Here is a 19,319-nt window from a genome sequence, read left to right on the forward strand (position 1 = left end):
ATGGACCCTCCAACGAAAACGGCCGCCCCGAGAGGCGGCCGTTTCGCGTTTTAGGGATGCGGTCGAAATCAGCGCTTGCGGGCGTCCACCGAATAGGCACCGGCGCCGCCGGCGGCGAGCAGCAGGAAACCGCCGGCCAGGCCGAGGTTCTTCATCAGCTGGGTCGACTGGTCGGGGCCGAGATGGGCCACGAGGCCGGTGACGACGCAGAAGGCGGCCAGCGCGTAGCCGACGATGCGGGTCTGGAAGCCGACGAGAACCGCCAGACCGCCGAGCAGCTCGAACAGGCCGACGAGATAGGCCATCGCGACGCCGCCGGGAATGCCGAGATTGCCGAGATAGCCGGCAAAGCCCGCAGCGCCCATCAGCTTGCCGAAGCCGGCGACGATGAACAGGATAGCCAAAAGGATACGGGCGAGAAGGGTGACGGTCGGGTTCACTACGGGCTCCGGTCGAAAGAAGGCCGGGCCGTACCATACCGCCCGAGTTGTGCCGTGCAGAGATGACCGAAAGCGCGACGCAAAGACAGCCGCCCACCGGGCGACTGTTCGTTCACTCATTCAGTATCAATGGCGCGATTGGATCGTTTCCAAGTTCCAATCCGCCCAAGCGATCAGCCCGGACGCGTCATCGCGGCGGGATCGACGATCCGGTCGTAATCCTCGCCGGAGACGAGACCCGACGCGATTGCCTCGTCGCGCAGCGTCGTGCCCTTCTTGTGCGCGGTCTTGGCGATCGTCGCGGCGTTGTCGTAGCCGATGGTCGGCGCGAGCGCGGTGACGAGCATCAGCGACTGGCTCATGAGCGCTGCGATGCGCTCCTCGTTGGCCTTGATGCCCTCGACGCAATGCTCGCGAAAGCTGTCCATCGCATCGGCGAGCAGCCGGATCGAGGAGAGAACGGCATTGGCGATGACCGGCTTGAAGACGTTGAGCTCGAAATGACCCTGGCTCGCCGCGACCGTCACGGTGGTCTCGTGGCCGAAGACCTCGCAGGCGACCATGGTCAGCGCCTCGGCCTGCGTCGGGTTGACCTTGCCGGGCATGATCGAGGAGCCCGGCTCGTTCTCGGGCAGCGACAGCTCGCCGAGGCCGGAACGCGGGCCGGAGCCGAGGAAGCGGATGTCGTTGGCGATCTTGAAGAGATCGGTCGCCAAGGCGTTGAGCGAGCCGTGGAAGAAGGCGAGCGCGCCGTGCGAGGCCAGCGCCTCGAACTTGTTGGTGGCGGTGCGGAAGGGCAGACCGGTCAGCGAGGCGATCTCGGCTGCGATCGCCTCGTCGAAGCCGACGGGCGCGTTGAGCCCGGTGCCGACGGCGGTGCCGCCCTGCGCCAGCGCATAGACGTCTTCGATCGCCTTGAGAATGCGCGCCTTGCCCAGCTCCAGCGCCGCGGCGTACCCGGAGAACTCCTGGCCGAGCGTGATCGGGGTCGCATCCTGGGTGTGGGTGCGCCCTATCTTGATGATCCCGCCGAACGCCTTGGCCTTGGCGTCGAGCGCGCCGTGCAGCGCGTCGATCGCCGGCAGGATGCGGTTCGTCGTCTCGATGGCCACCGCGACATGCATCGCCGTCGGGAACACGTCGTTCGACGACTGGCCCATGTTGACGTGGTCGTTGGGATGCACCGGCTTCTTCGAGCCCATCTCGCCGCCCATCGCCTCGATGGCGCGGTTGGAGATGACCTCGTTGACGTTCATGTTGGTCTGCGTGCCCGAGCCCGTCTGGTAGACGACGAGCGGAAAGTGGTCGTCGAGCGCACCGGAGATCACCTCGTCGGCCGCCGAAACGATGGCGGCGGCCAGCTTGGCGTCGAGCTTGCCCATCGACGTGTTGACCTGCGCGGCGGCCTTCTTGACGGTGGCGAGCGCATGGATGAGGGAGATCGGCTGCTTGTCGGTGCCGATGCGGAAGTTGTTGAGGGACCGTTCGGTCTGGGCGCCCCAGTACCGGTCGGTGGCCACGTCGATCGCGCCGATCGAATCCGTCTCGCGTCTGGTGATGCTCACTGGTCGCCCATCCTGTCCCGTTGCGTCGCGCTGGACTGCTGCTGCGCGCGTTAGCATGGAGCGAAAGGGGCGGGAACCCTCGCGGGGGCCGCTGAACCGATTGAAGGCGTACAAACGAAAAAGGGCCGGCCTCGCGGCCGACCCTCCTCATCACACCAGTGTCGCGATTAGCTCTTCGCGCCGACCTGATCCTTCACGGCGTCCTTGACCTTGCCGTAGTTCTTCTCGGTCTTGCCCTCGACCTGATCGGCGACGCCTTCGGCCTGCAGCTTCTCGTTGCCGACCAGCTTGCCGACGCCTTCCTTGATCTTGCCACCGAGTTCCTTGGCGCCGCCCGAGACTTCGTTCTTGTCGACCACGAGACTTCTCCGTTCGAATGTGCACCGGACCAAAGCGTCCGATTTCGAAGGGAAGAACCGCCCGGGCTCCAGTTCGGTTCCCGGCCAAGCATTACATTTAGGAGAGGATCGAGACGATCTGCTGGATGCAGAGGCCGCAGATGAGCAACCCTACGATCCGCAGCAGCAGGCGCTCGGGGATTCTCTTCACGGCATAGCCGGCGAGCGGCGCGGCGAGGATGCCGCCGGCGATGAGGCCGAGCACCGACAGGGCGTGGGTCGAGAGATCGCCGGCCTCCTCCCAGTGCCCGGTAAGGAGCGCCACGAGGAAGGAGATCGAGACCGACAGGGTGACGAGGAACTCGGCGGCGTTCACCGTGCCGATGACGTAGCGTGGCTGGCCGCCGGCGCCCAGAAGGCCCGAGGTGACGATCGGCCCCCAGCCACCGCCGCCGATCGAATCGAGAAAGCCGCCGGCCGCGCCGAGCGGCGGCACGAGCGCCATGGGGGTCGGAGTGCGCGGGATCTTGCGGAAGGAGCGCACGGTCAGCAGCAGCCCGATGATGCCGAGATAGGCTGCCACATACGGCCGCAGGACGCTGCCGTCGATGCTGGTGAGGACGTAGGTTCCCAGGACGCCGCCGAGGATGCCGAAGGGCACGAGGCGCCAGAACAGCTTCCAGTCGATGTTGCGGTTGGCGATATGGGCCGTGCCGGACGCGGCCGTGGTGAAGAGTTCGGCGGTGTGGACGGAAGCCGAGGCGACGGCCGGCGAGACGCCGAAGCTCATCAGGACGGTGGAGGAGATGACGCCGTAGGCCATGCCGAGCGCACCGTCGACGAGCTGGGCGAGAGCCCCGACGAAGAAGAAGGTCGCGAACTCGATCATGCGGCGTCGTTCATTGGGCGGTCCTCGTCCTCGGCACGAATCAGCGATGGCCGAATGGTCTGTCGGCCGTCGTGGACTTAGACGGGTTCGAAGGCCGAAGACGAGGCCGTGTCATCCCCGACAAACCCGATTGGCGCAAAAAAATCGTGATCTGACCAAGGCCCGGAGCATGGCGGATCGGGCCTACAGGCGGAGCCGCAACGAGAAAAGGCCCGGCTTGCGCCGGGCCTCTCTCTAACGGTCGCATCCTCAGCGGATGGGCCGGTCGGTGATCTTCCGGAACCCTTGGGGTTCTTAGAAGTCCATGCCGCCCATGCCACCCATGCCGCCGCCCATGCCGCCGCCGCCGCCCATGCCGCCGCCGGCCGACTCCTTGCGGGGAGCCTCCGAGATCATGGCTTCGGTGGTGACGAGCAGGCCGGCGACCGAAGCCGCGTCCTGCAGGGCCGAACGGACGACCTTGACGGGATCGACGATGCCCATCTGGATCATGTCGCCGTATTCGCCGGTCTGGGCGTTGTAGCCGAAGGTGACCGAGGCGTTCTCGAGGATCTTGCCGACAATGATGGAGCCTTCGGCGCCCGCATTGGTGACGATCTGGCGAAGCGGGGCCTGAAGAGCGCGGCGCACGATGGTGATGCCGGCTTCCTGGTCCTGGTTCTCGCCCTTGAGGGTCAGCGAGTTGGAAGCGCGCAGCAGAGCCACGCCGCCGCCGGGGACGATGCCTTCTTCGACGGCCGCACGGGTCGCGTTGAGGGCGTCGTCGACGCGGTCCTTCTTTTCCTTGACCTCGACTTCCGTCGCGCCCCCGATGCGGATGACCGCAACGCCGCCGGCGAGCTTGGCGAGACGCTCCTGGAGCTTCTCCTTGTCGTAGTCCGAGGTGGTCTCCTCGATCTGCTGCTTGATCTGGGCGACGCGCGCCTGGATGCCGGCGGATTCACCGTTGCCATCGACGATGGTGGTGTTTTCCTTGGTGATCGACACCTTCTTGGCGCGGCCGAGCATGTCGAGCGTCACGGTCTCGAGCTTGATGCCGAGGTCTTCCGAGATCACCTGACCGCCGGTCAGGATCGCGATGTCCTCGAGCATCGCCTTGCGGCGATCGCCGAAGCCCGGCGCCTTGACGGCGGCGATCTTCAGGCCGCCGCGCAGCTTGTTGACGACGAGCGTGGCAAGCGCCTCGCCTTCGACGTCCTCGGAGATGATGACGAGCGGCTTGCCCGACTGCACCACGGCCTCGAGGATCGGCAGCATCGCCTGCAGGTTCGAGAGCTTCTTCTCGTGCAGGAGGATGTAGGGGTCTTCGAGCTCGGCGACCATCTTCTCGGCGTTGGTCACGAAGTAGGGCGACAGGTAGCCGCGGTCGAACTGCATGCCTTCGACGACTTCGAGCTCGGTCTCGGCGGTCTTGGCTTCCTCGACGGTGATGACACCCTCGTTGCCGACCTTCTGCATCGCCGAAGCGATCATCTGGCCGATTTCCTTCTCGCCGTTCGCCGAGATCGTGCCGACCTGAGCGACTTCGTCGGAGGTCTCGATCTTGCGGGCCGAGGCGACGAGAACCTTGACGACTTCCGTCACGGCCATGTCGATGCCGCGCTTGACGTCCATCGGGTTCATGCCGGCGGCGACGGCCTTGCCGCCTTCGCGCACGATCGCCTGGGCCAGAACCGTGGCGGTCGTGGTGCCGTCGCCGGCCTTGTCGTTGGTCTTCGAGGCCACTTCGCGCACCATCTGGGCGCCCATGTTCTCGAACTTGTCCTCGAGCTCGATCTCCTTGGCGACGGTGACGCCGTCCTTGGTGATGCGGGGCGCGCCGAACGACTTGTCGATGACGACGTTGCGGCCCTTCGGGCCGAGCGTCACCTTCACCGCGTCGGCGAGAATGTCGACGCCGCGCAGCATCCGCTCGCGGGCGTCACGTCCGAACTTGACTTCCTTGGCAGCCATGATCTTGTCTCCTCGGCGTTCCCCTGAAAGAGGCCACACCGTCTTGAATGGATGGGATGAAAGAAGGCGCTAGCCCTTAGCCGACGATCCCGAGGATGTCGGATTCCTTCATGATGAGCAGGTCTTCGCCGCCGAGCTTGATCTCGGTGCCCGACCACTTGCCGAACAGGATGCGGTCGCCGGCCTTCACCTCGAGCGGGTTGACCTTGCCGGTCTCGTCGCGCGCGCCCGCGCCGACGGCGATGATCTCGCCTTCCTGCGGCTTCTCCTTGGCGGTGTCCGGGATGATGATGCCGCCGGCAGTCTTGCTCTCGGACTCGACGCGGCGCACGACGACGCGGTCATGAAGAGGGCGGAAGTTCACGTTGGCCATCTGGATCGAACCTTCCTTGGCTGAACAGGGAACGGGCCCGTTGCGGCGCCCGCTCCAAAATCTGGCACTCGTTTCTCTCGAGTGCTAACGAGGCGGGAGATAGGCCCTGGGCCGTCCGCTTGTCAAGCTCGGCGCCGGTTTCGCACAAGCTTCGATGCTGCGTCCGGGACGGGTCGACGACTGGTTGGAGTGCCGGTTTCGCAAGGGTCCGCTCTCGAAAATATCGACGTTTGTTCTCTCAGGACGGACGATCGGCCCATCTCCTCAGGGGAGGGTGACGGTCCCCAACGCGAACGGTGAGGCCGTCCTTTGCAACGCGGCGGTGTCCCGTTCGAGCCTTCCCATCACGCGCGGACACCTCTGACACGCGCTCCCGCGACCCGCTCCGCTTGACCCTGCGCCGCGCCCTCCGATATCGCGGAGCTAGGCCGGCAGCTTTCGCGCGGCGCGGCAAGGAGCCAACCCATGACCGACGGCGCACTCGAGGTGATCGCGAGGCTCGGCGACATCGCCGGCCGCTACGATGCGATCTTCTGCGACGTCTGGGGCGTCGTGCATGACGGCGTCGCCAAGAATCCGGACGCCGAAGTCGCGCTGATCGAGGCCCGCGCCAGCGGCCCGCGCGTCGTGCTCCTCACCAACTCTCCGCGTCCCGCTGCCGGAGTGCGCGACCAGCTCGACGCACTCGGCGTCTCGCACGACGCCTATGACGCGATCGTCACCTCGGGCGATGCGACCCGCGCGCTGATCTCCGCCGGCCCGCGGGCGATCTTCCACATCGGCGCGGCGCGCGACCGCGATCTGTTCGAGGGCCTCGACCTGGAATTCCGCGACGAGGCGAGCGCCGAGGTCGTGGTCGCGACCGGGCTCTTCCACGACGAGACGGAGACGCCCGACGACTATCGCGCGCTGCTCGCCGCGCTCGCGGCCCGCGGCCTGCCGATGATCTGCGCCAATCCCGACATCGTCGTGCATCGCGGCGAGCGGCTGATCTACTGTGCCGGCGCCATCGCGACCGCTTATGGCGAGCTCGGGCAGGTGGTGCATCTTGCCGGCAAGCCGCATGCGCCGATCTACGATGTCGCGAAGGCCCGCCTTCAGCGCACCGAGGCGAAGATCCTCTGCATCGGCGACGGGATGTTCACCGACGTGAAGGGTGCCAACGGCATCGCCGCCGACTGCCTCTTCATCGCCGACGGAATCCACCGCGACGAACTGGTCGTCGCCGGCGGCGACCCCGCACATCTCCTCGGCGAGCTGGCCGCGCGCGGGCTGACGGCGCGCTACGTCCAGCCAGCCCTGCGGTGAGCGTGCCCGGCAGCACCATCCGGCGGATCGAGGGCGCGGCGGCACTGCCGGCCGAACTGCGCGGCGCGGCGGTCGCCATCGGCAATTTCGACGGCGTCCATCGCGGTCACCAGGCGGTGCTTGGCGCGGCCGCCGACATCGCGCACGCGGAAGGCCGGCCGCTCGTCTGTCTGACCTTCGAGCCTCATCCGCGCACCGTCTTCCGGCCCGCCCATCCGGTGCCGCGTCTGGCGCCCGCGCCGATGAAGGCGCGGCTTCTCGGCGCGCTCGGCTTCGACGCCGTGGTGGAGCAGCCCTTCGATCTCGAATTCGCCTCGCATCCGCCCGAGCATTTCGTCGCCGAGACGCTGGCGCGCGATCTCGGCGCCGGTCATGTCGTGGTCGGCTTCGACTTCCGTTTCGGTGCGCGCCGGCAGGGCGACACCGCTTTCCTGCAGGAGCGCGCGACGGCGCTCGGCATCGGCGTGACGCTGACGGGCGCCTTTGCCGACGAGGGCGGCAACATCGTCTCCTCCAGCCGCATCCGCGAGGACCTGATGAACGGCGATGCTGCAGGCGCCGCGGCGCTGCTCGGCTATCGCTGGACCTTCGAGGGTGCCATCGCGCACGGCGCCAAGCTCGGGCGCACGCTCGGCTATCCCACCGCCAATATGGCGCTCGGCGAGGACGGGCTGCTCGCCCACGGCATCTACGCGGTGCGCCTGCGCCGGGCCGACGGCACGCTACACGACGGCGTCGCGAGCTACGGCCGCCGCCCGACCTTCGACAACGGCGCGGCGCTGTTCGAAACCTTCCTCTTCGACTTTTCCGGCGATCTCTACGGTGAGGCCGCCAGCGTCTCGCTCTTCGCCTACCTTCGCGGCGAGGAGCGGTTCGACGGGGTGGAGGCGCTCGTCCGGCAGATGGACCGCGACAGCGAGGAGGCGAGGGCGCTTCTGACCGGCGCCGCGCCGCTCTCGGCCCTCGACGCGCGGATCTGTTTCCCGTGACCGGGATCCGGCGGAAAAGGCTTTGATCCGGCGGGCGGGGTTGGTAGAGAAGCCGGTCATGGAACCTGAGGCCGCTTCTTCGTCCCGCACGGCACGAATTACCCGCCCGGCTTCGCCGGTCGCCCGCTCCTGAAGTGTGCGATCCGCGAAGGCCGGGATGCGCCGACGCGCCCTGTCCCGACACGGGCAAGGGTTCCCGCCTTTTTCGGACCCGAACGGGTTCGCGCCGCCCTCACGGGCCGCCCTTGCGACGAAGATCCGAGATGACCCCCCCCGATCAGACCACCCTCGACCAGACCACGGCTCCCACCGATTATTCCAAGACGCTGTTCCTGCCGGAGACGCAGTTTCCGATGCGCGCCGGCCTGCCGCAGGCCGAGCCCGCCTGGATCGCGCGTTGGGACGAGATGGACCTCTACGGCACGCTGCGCCGCGAGTCGGCCGGGCGTCCGAAATACGTCCTCCACGACGGCCCGCCCTATGCCAACGGCAACCTGCATATCGGCCACGCGCTGAACAAGGTGCTCAAGGACGTCATCACCCGCTCCTTCCAGATGCGCGGCTATGACGCCAACTACGTGCCGGGCTGGGACTGCCACGGCCTGCCGATCGAGTGGAAGATCGAGGAGGCCTACCGCGCCAAGGGGCGCGACAAGGACGCCGTTCCGATCAACGAGTTCCGCGCCGAATGCCGCGAGTTCGCCGCGCACTGGGTCGGCGTGCAGTCCGCCGAGTTCCGCCGTCTCGGCGTCGAGGGCGACTTCAAGGACCCCTATCTGACGATGAACTTCGGGGCCGAGTCGGTGATCGCCGGCGAGCTCCTGAAATTCGCCATGAGCGGCCAGCTCTATCGCGGCTCGAAGCCGATCATGTGGTCGGTGGTCGAGAAGACCGCGCTGGCCGAGGCCGAGGTCGAGTATCACGACCACGAGTCGGATACGGTGTGGGTGAAGTTTCCGGTTCAATCGAAATCGCCATTGGTCTCCCGAGGACCCGCGACCGATCGCGTGGATGCCGGCCGCTCCAAGGCTGCTTACGACCTCCGTCGAACCTCTATCGTCATCTGGACGACGACCCCATGGACGATGCCGGGCAACCGCGCGATCGCCTTCTCCGATCGTGTCGCCTACGGCCTCTACGAGGTGACCGCGCCCGACGACGCCGAGGCGCCGCGTTGGGCCGCGCAGGGCGAACGCCTCATTCTTGCCGATAAGCTCGCCGCCGACGTCTTCGCCAAGGCCCGCGTGCCCGATGGCGGCTACGCCCGCGTTGCCGACGTTTCGCCTGCCGACCTCGCCCATCTCACCGCGAACCACCCCCTCAAGGGCCTCGCCGGCGGCTACGAGTTCACCGTGCCGCTCCTCGCCGGCGACCACGTCACCGACGACGCCGGCACCGGCTTCGTCCACACCGCGCCGAGCCACGGCCGCGAGGATTTCGACGTCTGGACGGCCTCGCGCCGCGATCTGGAAGCGCGCGGCATCGACACCGCCATCCCCTTCACCGTCGACGACGACGGCTTCTACACGAAAGACGTGCCGGGCTTCGGGCCGGGCGTGGAGGGCGGGCCGGCGCGCGTCATCGACGACAAGGGCAAGAAGGGCGACGCCAACGGGCGCGTCATCGCGGCGCTGATCGAACGCGGCAACCTTCTCGCCCGCGGCCGGCTGAAGCACTCCTACCCGCATTCCTGGCGCTCGAAGAAGCCCGTTATCTTCCGCAACACGCCGCAATGGTTCGTCCACATGGACAAGGACCTCGCCGGCTACGGCCTTTCCGAGCGCGGCCTGACCGAGGGCGACGACACGCTGCGGGCCCGGGCGCTCAAGGCGATCGAGGACACGCGCTTCGTGCCGGCATCCGGCCAGAACCGCCTGCGCGGCATGATCGCCGATCGGCCCGACTGGGTTCTCTCGCGCCAGCGCGCCTGGGGCGTGCCGATCTGCGTCTTCGTCGACGAGGACGGTCGGATCCTGAAGGACGAGGCGGTGAACGCCCGGATCACGGACGCCTTTGCCCAGGAAGGCGCCGACGCCTGGTTCGCGGATGGCGCCAAGGAGGGGTTCCTCGGCAACGAGCACGACGGCGCGAAGTGGGCCATGGTCCGCGACATCCTCGACGTGTGGTTTGATTCAGGGAGCACCCACGCCTTCTGCCTGGAGAAGCGCCCCGACCTGAAATGGCCGGCCGATCTCTATCTCGAAGGCTCCGACCAGCATCGCGGCTGGTTCCACTCCTCGCTCCTGGAAAGCTGCGGCACGCGCGGTCGCGCGCCCTACGATGCGGTGCTGACGCACGGCTTCGTCATGGACGAGGAGGGGCGCAAGATGTCGAAGTCCCTCGGCAACGTCGTGACCCCGCAGGAGGTCATCAAGCAGTCCGGCGCCGACATCCTGCGCCTCTGGGTGGTGTCGTCAGACTATTCCGAGGATCTGCGCCTCGGTAAGACGATCCTGCAGACCAACATCGACAGTTATCGCAAGCTGCGCAACACCGTGCGCTGGATGCTGGGCACGCTGGCGCACGACCGGGGGGACGAGGTGCCGCTCCACGAGATGCCCGAGCTTGAGAGGCTGATGCTGCATCGCCTCGCCGAGATCGAGGAGGTGGTGCTGCGTGCCTACGACGCGTTCGACTTCAAGCGCATCGCCCGCACCCTGCTCGACTTCGCGGTGACCGAGCTGTCGGCCTTCTACTTCGACATCCGCAAGGACGCGCTCTATTGCGACGCGCCGTCCTCGACCCGTCGCAAGGCGGCGCTGCAGGTGGTGCGCATCCTGTTCGATCGTCTGGTGACGTGGCTGGCGCCGCTGCTGCCCTTCACCACCGAGGAGGCGTGGCTGTCGCGCCATCCCGAAGCGCGTTCGGTGCATGTCGAGCAGTTCCGCCCCTGCGACCCGGCGTGGCGCGACGAGGCGCTGGCCGCCAAGTGGGCGAAGATTCGCCAGGTGCGCCGCGTCGTCCTCGGCGCGCTGGAGGAGAAACGGCGCGAGAAGGTGATCGGCTCCTCGCTGGAGGCCGCGCCCACCGTCTATCTGGGCGCGAGCGAGGCCGCTCTCTTCGACGGTCTGGATGCCGCCGAGATCTTCATCACCTCGCAGGCCGCGATCGCGGCCGGCCCCGCATCGGGCGACGATCTCTTCCGCGACGAGGGCGCGACCGCCGAGGTCGCGGTGCGCTTCGCCAAGGCCAAGGGACGCAAGTGCGCCCGCTCCTGGAAGATCGATCCCGCCGTGGGGTCCGACGCCGAATTCCCGGACGTGACCCCGCGCGACGCCGAGGCGCTGCGCGAATTGCGCGCGCTCGGGCTGACCGCCTGACGGCAACGGGTGCAAAGCGCGGCAGGGCTCCTGCAGGGGTCCCGCCGCGCTTCACGCGATCTTCACCTTTCTGGACAGGCGCGGGCATCTCGCCTAAGAGCTTGGCTCTCAAAATCGCCGGATTGTCGTGGGATGGCGCGAAATAAGACTGCGCTCCGCCGTGTCCAGGGATGGCGGGTCGAGCCACGAGGGGAATCGCCGAGCATGACGTCTGAAATCATCCGCGTGGGCACGCGCGTCGCTCTTCTCGGCGTCTGCGGCTTCGCGCTCGCCGGCTGCATGGGGCCGACCTACGGCACCGGCAAGTCGCAGGGCGGTCAGCTCGTCAGCGATCTCGACAACATCGTCTCGCTCGGCTCCACCAACGGTCCGCGCCCCAGCTACGCGCCGCGTCCCGAACTGGTGAAGCCCAAGACGATCGGCGCCCTGCCGCCGCCGCGCGAGTCGGTGACCGCCGCCAACGACCCGAACTGGCCGGAATCGCCGGAAAATCGGCGCGGACGTCTGCGCGCCGCCGCGCCCGACGGCGACGAGCCGCTGCCGGTGGGCTTCATGACCGCCGAGAAGGAAGGCATGAGCGTCGAGCGGACGTCCGGCGTCAACGCCGTTGGTCGTCGCACCGAGATGGAGAACAGCTGGCTCGACCCGAAGGCGATGGTCGGCCAGCGGGTCGCCGCCAACGAACGCCAGCGCGCCACCCGTCAGGGCAGCCCCGACCAGCGCCGCTACCTTTCCGAGCCGCCGCTCGCCTATCGTGCCCCGGCCGCCACCGCGCCGGTCGGCGTCCAGGGCGACGACGAGGAGGTCAAGGAGCGCCGTGCCAAGGGCACGACGAGTGTCGGCTCGAAGCTGAAGAGCCTCTGGCCGTTCTGACCGGCCGCCGGGTGCGATCGAGGTCTTCGATCTCGCCGCAGGATCGGGCGGAGAAGCGAGCAGGCTTCGCGGAATGGGCTACTCGTCGCGCCGGGCCTTGAAGAAGGCGCGCAGGAGATCGGCGGATTGGCGTTCGCCGATCCCCGAATAGACCTCTGGCGCATGATGGCAGGTGGGCTGGGCGTAGAAGCGGGAGCCATGCTCGACCGCGCCGCCCTTCTCGTCCGCGGCGCCGTAATAGAGCCGGCGGATGCGCGCGAAGGAGATCGTCGCCGCGCACATCGCGCAGGGCTCCAGCGTCACGTGGAGGTCGAAGCCGGGCAGGCGTTCGGATCCGACGGCCTGGCAGGCCCGCCGGATCGCCAGCACCTCCGCATGCGCGGTCGGATCGAAGAGCGCGCGGGTCTCGTTGCCGGCGCGGGCCACGATCCGGTCCTCGAACACCACCACAGCGCCGACCGGCGTCTCTCCGCGTTCCGCGGCAAGATGGGCCTCGATCAGCGCTTCACCCATGTAACTCATGCGGGACACGCGGTTTCCCTCGTTTCGTCGACGGGTTTTTGATATGCGTCGCCCGAAACAAGGCATAGCGAAAAGATGAGCGACAGCAACGACGGTGGCCGCAAGAGCGGCGGCGGCAAGGGCGGCCCCCGTGGCGGCGGTTTCGGCAAGGGTCCGCGTCCGGGCGGCGGCGGAGGCGGTGCGCCCGGCGGACGCTCTGGCGGCGGCGATCGTCCGCGCAGCGGCAAGCCCGGTGCGGGCGGGGCGAAATTCGGCGGCGACCGCGCCGGCAAGCCGTTCCGGGCCCGCCCGGCCGCGGCCGACGGGGCGCCGCGCGGCGAGAGCACGGGCGGCGAGCGCAAGACGTTCCGCCCGCGCACCGAGCGTCCCGATGGCGATCGCAAGCCCTTCGTGAAGCGCGAAGGCGGCGGCGAGCGCGGCTCCTACCGCAGCACCGAGGGCGGCGAGCGCCCGGCACGCGGCGAGGGCGACAAGACCTTCACGCCGCGCTCGCGCGGCATGGTTTCGCATGGCGGCGCACCGAAGTCGGACGACGGGGGCGAGGCGCGTCCGCGTTCCTATGGCCGTCTCCAGCATGGCGACGTCGCCGGCGAAAGCCGCCGTCCGCCGCGCGAATCGGGCGAGCGCACCGAGCGGCCGCGCCGCGAGCGCAGCGACGACGATCGCGCGCCGCGACGCGACGCCGCCGAAAGCCCGGCCTCCGATGGCTCGATGCGGATCGCCAAGCGCCTGGCGCGGGCGGGCATCGCGTCCCGGCGCGACGCGGAAGGCATGATCGCCGACGGCCGCATCACGCTGAACGGCAAGCGGCTGGAGACGCCCGCCATCGACGTGACGATGCGCGACCGCATCGAGGTCGACGGCAAGCCCCTGCCGGCGATCGAGCGCACCCGCCTCTGGCTCTTCCACAAGCCGGCCGGGCTCGTCACCACCAATCGCGACCCGGAAGGGCGCACCACGGTGTTCGACCGCCTGCCGGAGGATATGCCGCGCGTCCTCTCGATCGGGCGCCTCGATATCAACACCGAGGGCCTGCTCCTCTTGACCAACGATGGCGGGCTGGCCCGTGTTCTCGAACTGCCGGCCACCGGCTGGCTGCGGCGCTACCGCGTGCGCGCCCGCGGCGAGGTCACGCAGGCCCAGCTCGACGAGCTGCGCCAAGGCGTCGCCGTCGACGGTGTGTTCTACGGCGCCATCGAGGCGACGCTCGACCGCGAGCAGGGTTCGAACGTCTGGATGACGCTTGGTCTTCGCGAAGGCAAGAACCGCGAGGTCAAGCGCGTGCTCGGCCATCTCGGGCTCGACGTGAACCGCCTGATCCGCCTGTCCTTCGGCCCGTTCCAGCTCGGCGATCTCGACGAGGGCGCGGTGCAGGAGGTGAAGGGCCGGATGCTGCGCGACCAGCTCGGCGAGCGCCTCATCGAGGAGGCCGGCGCCGATTTCGACGCGCCGATCGTCAACGAGTTCTCGAACAAGCCGGTGGCCGCGCCCCGGCGCTCCGAGGTCAGTGAGGAGCGCTCGGAGCGCACTGAGCGTCCCGCCAAGCCGAAGAACGAATGGATCAGCGCCAGCGAGACCGCGCCGAACCGCAAGAAGTTCGGCGAGCGCAAACGCGACGACGCGCTCGGTCGTCTCGACACGAAGGCGCCGCGCCCCGATCGCGGGGCCGGCGACCGGGGTGGTCGCACGTTCGAGAAGCGCGAGCGCCCCGCCTTCGGTGCCTCGCGTGACAAGCCGGCTTTTGGTGCGAGCCGCGACGGCGACAAGCCGCGCCGCTTCGGCGATCGCAAGGACACGGGCGGCGCCGACGAGCGTCCCGTGCGCAAGCCCGCGATGAACGAGCCGCGCCGCGCCGCCAATGTCTGGATGGCGCCCGGCGCCCGCGCCACCGGCGAGAAGAAGAAGGCCGAACGCGAGGATCGCGCCAAGCGCTTTCCGCGCACCGACGGTCCCCGGTCCGACGGCCCGCGCCCGGGCGGCTTCAAGCCGCGTGACGGCGATCGTCCGCGCACCGGTGGCTCGGACCGCCCGCGCGGTGACCGGCCGAGCGGCGGCGGGCGCCCTGGTGGGGGCAGTGGGGGCGGCGGCGGTCGCGGCCCGAAGGGCTGACGACCGGTGGCCATGCGCATCGTCGCGGGCAGTCTGAAGGGCCGCCCGCTCGCCACGCCGAAGGGTGAGGGCATCCGCCCCACGAGCGAGCGCCATCGCGGCGCTCTCTTCGACATTCTCGGTCACGGCTTCGGCTTCCGCTTCGAGGACGCGCGCGTCCTCGACCTCTTCGCCGGCACCGGGGCACTGGGGCTGGAGGCGATGTCGCGGGGCGCCCGCTACGGCGTCTTCGTCGAGGAAAGCGCGGAGGGGCGGGGGCTTATCCGCACCAATGTCGAGGCCTTCGGTCTCGGCGGCCACACCAAGATCCTGCGACGCGACGCGACGCGCCTCGGCCCGGCGGGCACGATCGAGCCCTTCGATCTGGTGCTCGCCGACCCGCCCTATGGGCGGCGTCTCGGCGAGGCGGCGCTCGCCGGCGCTCTTGGTGGCGGCTGGCTGAAGCCGGACGCGCTGATCGTGTTGGAAGAGGCGCTGGCCGCCCCGTTCGAGCCGATCTCCGGCCTCAGCGTCGAGGACGAACGCGAGATGGGCGAGACGCGCCTTCGCTTCCTGCGCCTCGCGCCAGCGTGAGCGGCAAGGCCCTCGCGATTCCAAGCCCTTACAAAAACGTAATTGGTGCCTTTCCTCCCGGTCCTTCATACCGGGCGTGACGAGCCCCGCGAAGCCGATCCAGAGCCCGATCCCGAGGAAACGCCCGACGATGACCTCCCTATCCCGCCGCGCCGGCACCTCGCTCCTGGCGCTGGCGCTCAGTGCCACCGCCCTGTCGCCGGTCCTGGCCCAGACCGCCCCCGCACCGGCCGCGACCACCCAGAAGACGGTGGCGCCGGCCGCGCCCACGCCTGCCGCCCCGACGCCGGCCGCCGCTGCGGCCGAGGCCAAGCGCCCGGCGATCGAGAGCTTCACGCTCGACAACGGTCTGCAGGTCGTGGTGCTGCCCGACCACCGCGCGCCCATCGCCACGCAGATGATCTGGTATCGCGTCGGCTCGGCCGACGAGGAGCGAGGCCAGTCCGGTATCGCGCATTTCCTCGAGCACCTGATGTTCAAGGGCACGAAGACCCATCCGACCGGCGAGTTCTCGGCCGCCGTCGCCGCGATCGGCGGCGAGGAGAACGCCTTCACCTCCTACGACTACACCGCCTACTACCAGCAGGTTCCCGTCGAAAGCCTGCGCCAGATGATGGCCTTCGAGGCCGACCGGATGGAGAACCTCGTTCTCTCCGACGAGGCCGTTTTGCCCGAGCGCGACGTGATCCTCGAAGAGCGCCGCATGCGCATCGACAACGAGCCAGGCGCGCAGCTCTCCGAGGCGGTGGACGCCGCGCTCTTCGCCAATAGCCCCTACGGCACGCCGGTGATCGGCTGGCGGCAGGAGATGGAAAAGCTGTCGCGCGATCAGGCGATCGCCTTCTACGACAAGTACTATACGCCGAACAACGCGACGCTGCTGGTCGCGGGCGACGTGACGCTCGATCAGGTGCGCGAGTATGCCGAGGCGACCTTCGGGCAGGTGAAGCGCCGGGCGGAGCCCGGCGAGCGCATGCGCCCGCAGGAGCCGATGCCGCTCGCCGCGCGCACCGTCTCGCTGTCGGATCCGCGCGTCACCCAGCCGAGCGTCCAGACCACCTATCTCGTCCCCTCCGAGAACACCGGCAAGCCCGGCGAGGCCGAGGCACTCGACCTTCTGGCCGACATCCTCGGCGGTGGCACCACGAGCCGGCTCTACCGTGCCCTCGTGGTCGATCAGGGCCTCGCCGCTGGAACCGGCGCCTATTACCAGGGCACGGCGCTCGACGACGGCCAGTTCATGACCTACGGCACGCCGCGCGGTCAGGCGACGCTCGAACAGGTCGAGACCGCCATCGACCGCGAGATCGCCAGGCTCATCGCGGACGGTGTTACCCCCGCCGAGCTGGAAGCGGCGAAGAACCGCGTGCGCAAGGCGCTGATCTATCAGCGCGACAACCAAACCTCGATGGCGCGGCGCTACGGCGCGGCGCTCTCGACCGGGCAGACGATCGCCGATGTCGAGAGCTGGCCGGACCGGATCGAGGCGGTGACGGTGGATCAGGTGAACGCCGCCGCGCGCACCTATCTCGACAAGAAGCGCTCGGTGACGGGCACCCTCCTGCCGGCCACCGCCGCGAGCGCCGCGGAGGCCAAGGCGCCCGCCGGCTCGCCCGCCGCGGCCGGTGCGGTGGACCCCGCGGCCGCGCCCGCCCCCGGCGACACGCGCTCCTGACGGATCGGACCTGAGATCATGACCGCTTTCTTCCAGACCATCCGCCGCGCTTCGCTGGCGCTCGGCTTCACCGGCATCGCCTCGCTCGGCCTCGCGACGGCGGCCGAGGCCGTCGACATCCGCGAGGTGACGAGCCCCGGCGGCATCAAGGCGCTGCTCGTCGAGGACTACACCAACCCGTTGATCGCGATGCGCTTCGCGTTTGAGGGCGCCGGCTCGACGCAGGACAAGCCGGGGCGGGAAGGCACCGCCAATCTCCTGTCCGGCCTTCTCGACGAGGGCGCCGGCGAGATCGGCAGCCAGGCGTTCCAGGCCAAGCTCGACGAGCTCGGCATCAGCCTGTCCTACGATGCCGGCTACGACAATTTCTCCGGCAACTTCCGCACGATCGTCGAGAACGAGGACGCCGCCTTCGACATGCTGCGGCTCTCGGTCAACGAGCCGCGCTTCGACGAGGAGCCGGTGGCGCGCATCCGCGGGCAGATCGCGGCCGGGATCGTGTCACAGGAGAACGACCCCGGCACGCTGGCGAGCAAGGCGTTCCGCGCCACCGTCTTCCCGAACCATCCCTATTCGCGGCCCGTCGAGGGCACGGTCGAGACGCTGAACGCAGTGACCGCCGAGGACCTGCGCACCTTCCGCAGCACCGCCTTCGGCCGCGACAATCTCGTGGTCGGCGTCGTCGGGGCGATCGATGCACAGACCCTCGGCCGCCGGCTCGACGAGGTCTTCGGTCCCTTGCGCGCCACGGCCGAGCTGACGCCGGTTCCCGACGTGCAGCCGGTGACCGGCAAGGTCGAGGCGGTGACGCTCGACGTGCCGCAGACGCAGATCCAGTTCGTGCTGCCAGGCGTCAAGCGCGATGCGCCGGACTTCTTCGCCGCCTACCTCGCCAACCACGTTCTCGGGGGCGGCTCCTTTACCTCGCGCCTCTATCAGGAGATCCGCGAGAAGCGGGGCCTCGCCTACGGCGCAGGATCCTCGCTCTCGAACTACGATCACGCCTCGCTTCTTGCCGGCTCGACGGCGACGCGCGCCGATAAGGCCACGGAAAGCGTCGGTATCATCCGCGAGCAGCTGAAGCGCCTCGCCGAGGAGGGCCCGACCGCCGACGAACTCGCCAAGGCCAAGGCCTTCGTGAAGGGCTCCTACGCGGTACAGAACCTCTCCTCGTCGCTGTCGATCGCCTCCACACTCGTCGGCATCCAGCTCGACGATCTCGGCATCGACTATATCGACCGCCGCCAGGGCCTCATCGATGCGGTGACGCTCGACGACGTGAAGGCGATCGCCAAGCGACTGCTCTCCGTCGAGCCGACGGTGATCACCGTCGGCCCTGCCGCCGCCTGAAATCTGCGCGGGGGAGGGTGCGAACCCGCTCGAACCCTCCCATCTTCAAATCAGGAAACGAACGCCTCTCGCGGCCGCGGCTTCGAGAGGCGTTTTTCGTTCGAGAGGACCAAAGCGCCGGATGAGCGAGATTGCGACCCCGAGTTCGAACCCGTCCGCCGCGCCCCGGATCGGCCTGGCGCTTGGTGGTGGCGGTGCCCGCGGCATCGCCCATATCCACGTGTTGCAGGCCTTCGACGATCTCGGCCTGAAGCCCGCCTCGATCGCCGGCACCTCGATCGGCGCGTTGATGGGCGCGGCCTATGCGGCGGGGCTTTCGGCGCGGGAGATCGCCGCCCACGTCTTCGAATCGCTGGCCAACCGACGGCTGGTGGTCGGCAAGCTCTGGCGAACGCGCCCGCCGAGCTTTGCCGAGTTCATCGCCGAAGGGGGCCTGCGCCTCGGCCAACTCAACGCGGAGCGCGTCGTCGCGGCCTTCCTGCCGCCGCGGGTGCCACGGCGCTTCGAGGACCTCGCCATTCCGCTGACGGTGATCGCCACCAACTTCTTCGAGGGGGTGGAATGCGAGCTCACCACCGGCGACCTCGCCAGCGCCATCGGCGCCTCCGCCGCGATTCCCGCCGTGTTCCGCCCGGTGCGGCGCGAGGGCGTGGTGCTGATCGACGGCGGCATCTCCAACCCGCTGCCCTTCGACGTCGCGGCGCGCGGCACGGATTTCGTGGTCGCCTGCGACGTCACCGGCGGGCCCGTCGCCTCCGGCGCGATGCTGCTGCCGACGCCGGTCGAGGCGATGTTCGGCGCCTCGCAGCTGATGATGCAGGCGATCATCCGAGCCAAGCTCGCTTGCGTGAAGCCCGACATTCTCATCCAGCCGGCGGTCTCGGGCTACAAGGTGCTGGATTTCCTGCGCGCGCGGATCATCGTCGAGGAAACGGCGTCGGTACGCGAGGAGACCAAGCGCGCCATCGAGGCGGCCTTCATCGCCCACCACTGGGCGCTCGGGCGCCCGTCGCCCGAAGAGATCGCGCGCACGGTGGCGTGA

At 68.8% G+C, this 19,319-nt stretch carries 16 protein-coding genes; 9 read left to right on the forward strand and 7 right to left on the reverse strand.

Annotated elements, in window-relative coordinates:
* Window positions 1-68: 68 nt before the first annotated feature.
* From AUL33_RS09475 to groES, 6 genes are all read right to left on the reverse strand, one after another.
* The gene (locus tag AUL33_RS09475) at window positions 69-440 is read right to left on the reverse strand and encodes a DoxX family protein (protein ID WP_062206957.1); all 372 of its coding nucleotides are present in this window, start codon (window positions 438-440) and stop codon (window positions 69-71) included.
* Window positions 441-613: 173 nt separating this feature from the next.
* The gene (fumC, locus tag AUL33_RS09480) at window positions 614-2,005 is read right to left on the reverse strand and encodes a class II fumarate hydratase (RefSeq protein ID WP_062206958.1); all 1,392 of its coding nucleotides are present in this window, start codon (window positions 2,003-2,005) and stop codon (window positions 614-616) included.
* Between the two features lie 167 nt (window positions 2,006-2,172).
* Window positions 2,173-2,364, reverse strand: a complete 192-nt coding sequence (locus AUL33_RS09485) for a CsbD family protein (protein WP_062206960.1) — start codon at window positions 2,362-2,364, stop codon at window positions 2,173-2,175.
* Window positions 2,365-2,461: 97 nt separating this feature from the next.
* Window positions 2,462-3,232 carry a sulfite exporter TauE/SafE family protein gene (locus AUL33_RS09490; RefSeq protein ID WP_062206962.1) on the reverse strand — a complete coding sequence of 257 codons (771 nt, stop codon included), beginning with the start codon at window positions 3,230-3,232 and terminating at the stop codon, window positions 2,462-2,464.
* A 294-nt stretch (window positions 3,233-3,526) separates the two neighbouring features.
* Window positions 3,527-5,185, reverse strand: a complete 1,659-nt coding sequence (gene groL, locus AUL33_RS09495; RefSeq protein ID WP_062206964.1) for a chaperonin GroEL — start codon at window positions 5,183-5,185, stop codon at window positions 3,527-3,529.
* Between the two features lie 76 nt (window positions 5,186-5,261).
* On the reverse strand, window positions 5,262-5,558 hold the full coding sequence (gene groES, locus AUL33_RS09500) for a co-chaperone GroES (RefSeq protein WP_062206966.1): 297 nt from the start codon (window positions 5,556-5,558) through the stop codon (window positions 5,262-5,264).
* Between the two features lie 465 nt (window positions 5,559-6,023).
* Here groES and AUL33_RS09505 point away from each other — a divergent pair, with 465 nt between their 5' ends.
* The 4 genes from AUL33_RS09505 to AUL33_RS09520 all read left to right on the forward strand — a co-directional run bounded on the left by AUL33_RS09505 (window position 6,024) and on the right by AUL33_RS09520 (window position 12,048).
* Window positions 6,024-6,866, forward strand: coding sequence for a TIGR01459 family HAD-type hydrolase (locus AUL33_RS09505; protein ID WP_062206967.1), 843 nt, complete (start codon window positions 6,024-6,026; stop codon window positions 6,864-6,866).
* A 2-nt stretch (window positions 6,867-6,868) separates the two neighbouring features.
* Complete coding sequence (locus AUL33_RS09510; protein ID WP_062206969.1) at window positions 6,869-7,855, forward strand: bifunctional riboflavin kinase/FAD synthetase; 987 nt, start codon at window positions 6,869-6,871, stop codon at window positions 7,853-7,855.
* 263 nt (window positions 7,856-8,118) lie between these two features.
* Window positions 8,119-11,175 (forward strand): isoleucine--tRNA ligase, encoded by a 3,057-nt coding sequence (gene ileS / locus AUL33_RS09515; protein WP_062206971.1) that lies wholly within the window; start codon window positions 8,119-8,121, stop codon window positions 11,173-11,175.
* A gap of 204 nt (window positions 11,176-11,379) precedes the next feature.
* Window positions 11,380-12,048 carry a hypothetical protein gene (locus AUL33_RS09520; RefSeq protein WP_062206972.1) on the forward strand — a complete coding sequence of 223 codons (669 nt, stop codon included), beginning with the start codon at window positions 11,380-11,382 and terminating at the stop codon, window positions 12,046-12,048.
* Between the two features lie 78 nt (window positions 12,049-12,126).
* Here the strand turns inward: AUL33_RS09520 and AUL33_RS09525 are convergent, their stop codons facing one another.
* On the reverse strand, window positions 12,127-12,570 hold the full coding sequence (locus AUL33_RS09525; RefSeq protein ID WP_062206975.1) for a nucleoside deaminase: 444 nt from the start codon (window positions 12,568-12,570) through the stop codon (window positions 12,127-12,129).
* Between the two features lie 75 nt (window positions 12,571-12,645).
* On the opposite strand from AUL33_RS09525, the gene AUL33_RS09530 reads away from it, so the two are divergent.
* From AUL33_RS09530 to AUL33_RS09550, 5 genes are all read left to right on the forward strand, one after another.
* Entirely contained in the window at window positions 12,646-14,679 is a 2,034-nt protein-coding gene (locus AUL33_RS09530; RefSeq protein ID WP_082652474.1) for a pseudouridine synthase, read from the forward strand.
* A gap of 12 nt (window positions 14,680-14,691) precedes the next feature.
* On the forward strand, window positions 14,692-15,252 hold the full coding sequence (gene rsmD / locus AUL33_RS09535) for a 16S rRNA (guanine(966)-N(2))-methyltransferase RsmD (RefSeq protein WP_062206977.1): 561 nt from the start codon (window positions 14,692-14,694) through the stop codon (window positions 15,250-15,252).
* A 130-nt stretch (window positions 15,253-15,382) separates the two neighbouring features.
* Entirely contained in the window at window positions 15,383-16,927 is a 1,545-nt protein-coding gene (locus AUL33_RS09540; RefSeq protein ID WP_062206978.1) for a pitrilysin family protein, read from the forward strand.
* Between the two features lie 18 nt (window positions 16,928-16,945).
* The gene (locus AUL33_RS09545; protein WP_062206980.1) at window positions 16,946-18,277 is read left to right on the forward strand and encodes a pitrilysin family protein; all 1,332 of its coding nucleotides are present in this window, start codon (window positions 16,946-16,948) and stop codon (window positions 18,275-18,277) included.
* A 121-nt stretch (window positions 18,278-18,398) separates the two neighbouring features.
* Window positions 18,399-19,319, forward strand: a complete 921-nt coding sequence (locus tag AUL33_RS09550; RefSeq protein WP_082652475.1) for a patatin-like phospholipase family protein — start codon at window positions 18,399-18,401, stop codon at window positions 19,317-19,319.

Origin of the sequence: Aureimonas sp. AU12 (assembly GCF_001463705.1) — a bacterium.
Lineage (GTDB): Bacteria > Pseudomonadota > Alphaproteobacteria > Rhizobiales > Rhizobiaceae > Aureimonas.

Coding starts and splice junctions, on each gene's coding strand:
- AUL33_RS09490 (WP_062206962.1), bottom strand. CDS start 3,232: ATGATCGAGTTCGCGACCTTCTTCTTCGTCGGGGCTCTCGCCCAGCTC.
- groL (WP_062206964.1), bottom strand. CDS start 5,185: ATGGCTGCCAAGGAAGTCAAGTTCGGACGTGACGCCCGCGAGCGGATG.
- groES (WP_062206966.1), bottom strand. CDS start 5,558: ATGGCCAACGTGAACTTCCGCCCTCTTCATGACCGCGTCGTCGTGCGC.
- AUL33_RS09505 (WP_062206967.1), top strand. CDS start 6,024: ATGACCGACGGCGCACTCGAGGTGATCGCGAGGCTCGGCGACATCGCC.
- ileS (WP_062206971.1), top strand. CDS start 8,119: ATGACCCCCCCCGATCAGACCACCCTCGACCAGACCACGGCTCCCACC.
- AUL33_RS09520 (WP_062206972.1), top strand. CDS start 11,380: ATGACGTCTGAAATCATCCGCGTGGGCACGCGCGTCGCTCTTCTCGGC.
- AUL33_RS09525 (WP_062206975.1), bottom strand. CDS start 12,570: ATGAGTTACATGGGTGAAGCGCTGATCGAGGCCCATCTTGCCGCGGAA.
- AUL33_RS09530 (WP_082652474.1), top strand. CDS start 12,646: ATGAGCGACAGCAACGACGGTGGCCGCAAGAGCGGCGGCGGCAAGGGC.
- rsmD (WP_062206977.1), top strand. CDS start 14,692: ATGCGCATCGTCGCGGGCAGTCTGAAGGGCCGCCCGCTCGCCACGCCG.
- AUL33_RS09540 (WP_062206978.1), top strand. CDS start 15,383: ATGACCTCCCTATCCCGCCGCGCCGGCACCTCGCTCCTGGCGCTGGCG.
- AUL33_RS09545 (WP_062206980.1), top strand. CDS start 16,946: ATGACCGCTTTCTTCCAGACCATCCGCCGCGCTTCGCTGGCGCTCGGC.
- AUL33_RS09550 (WP_082652475.1), top strand. CDS start 18,399: ATGAGCGAGATTGCGACCCCGAGTTCGAACCCGTCCGCCGCGCCCCGG.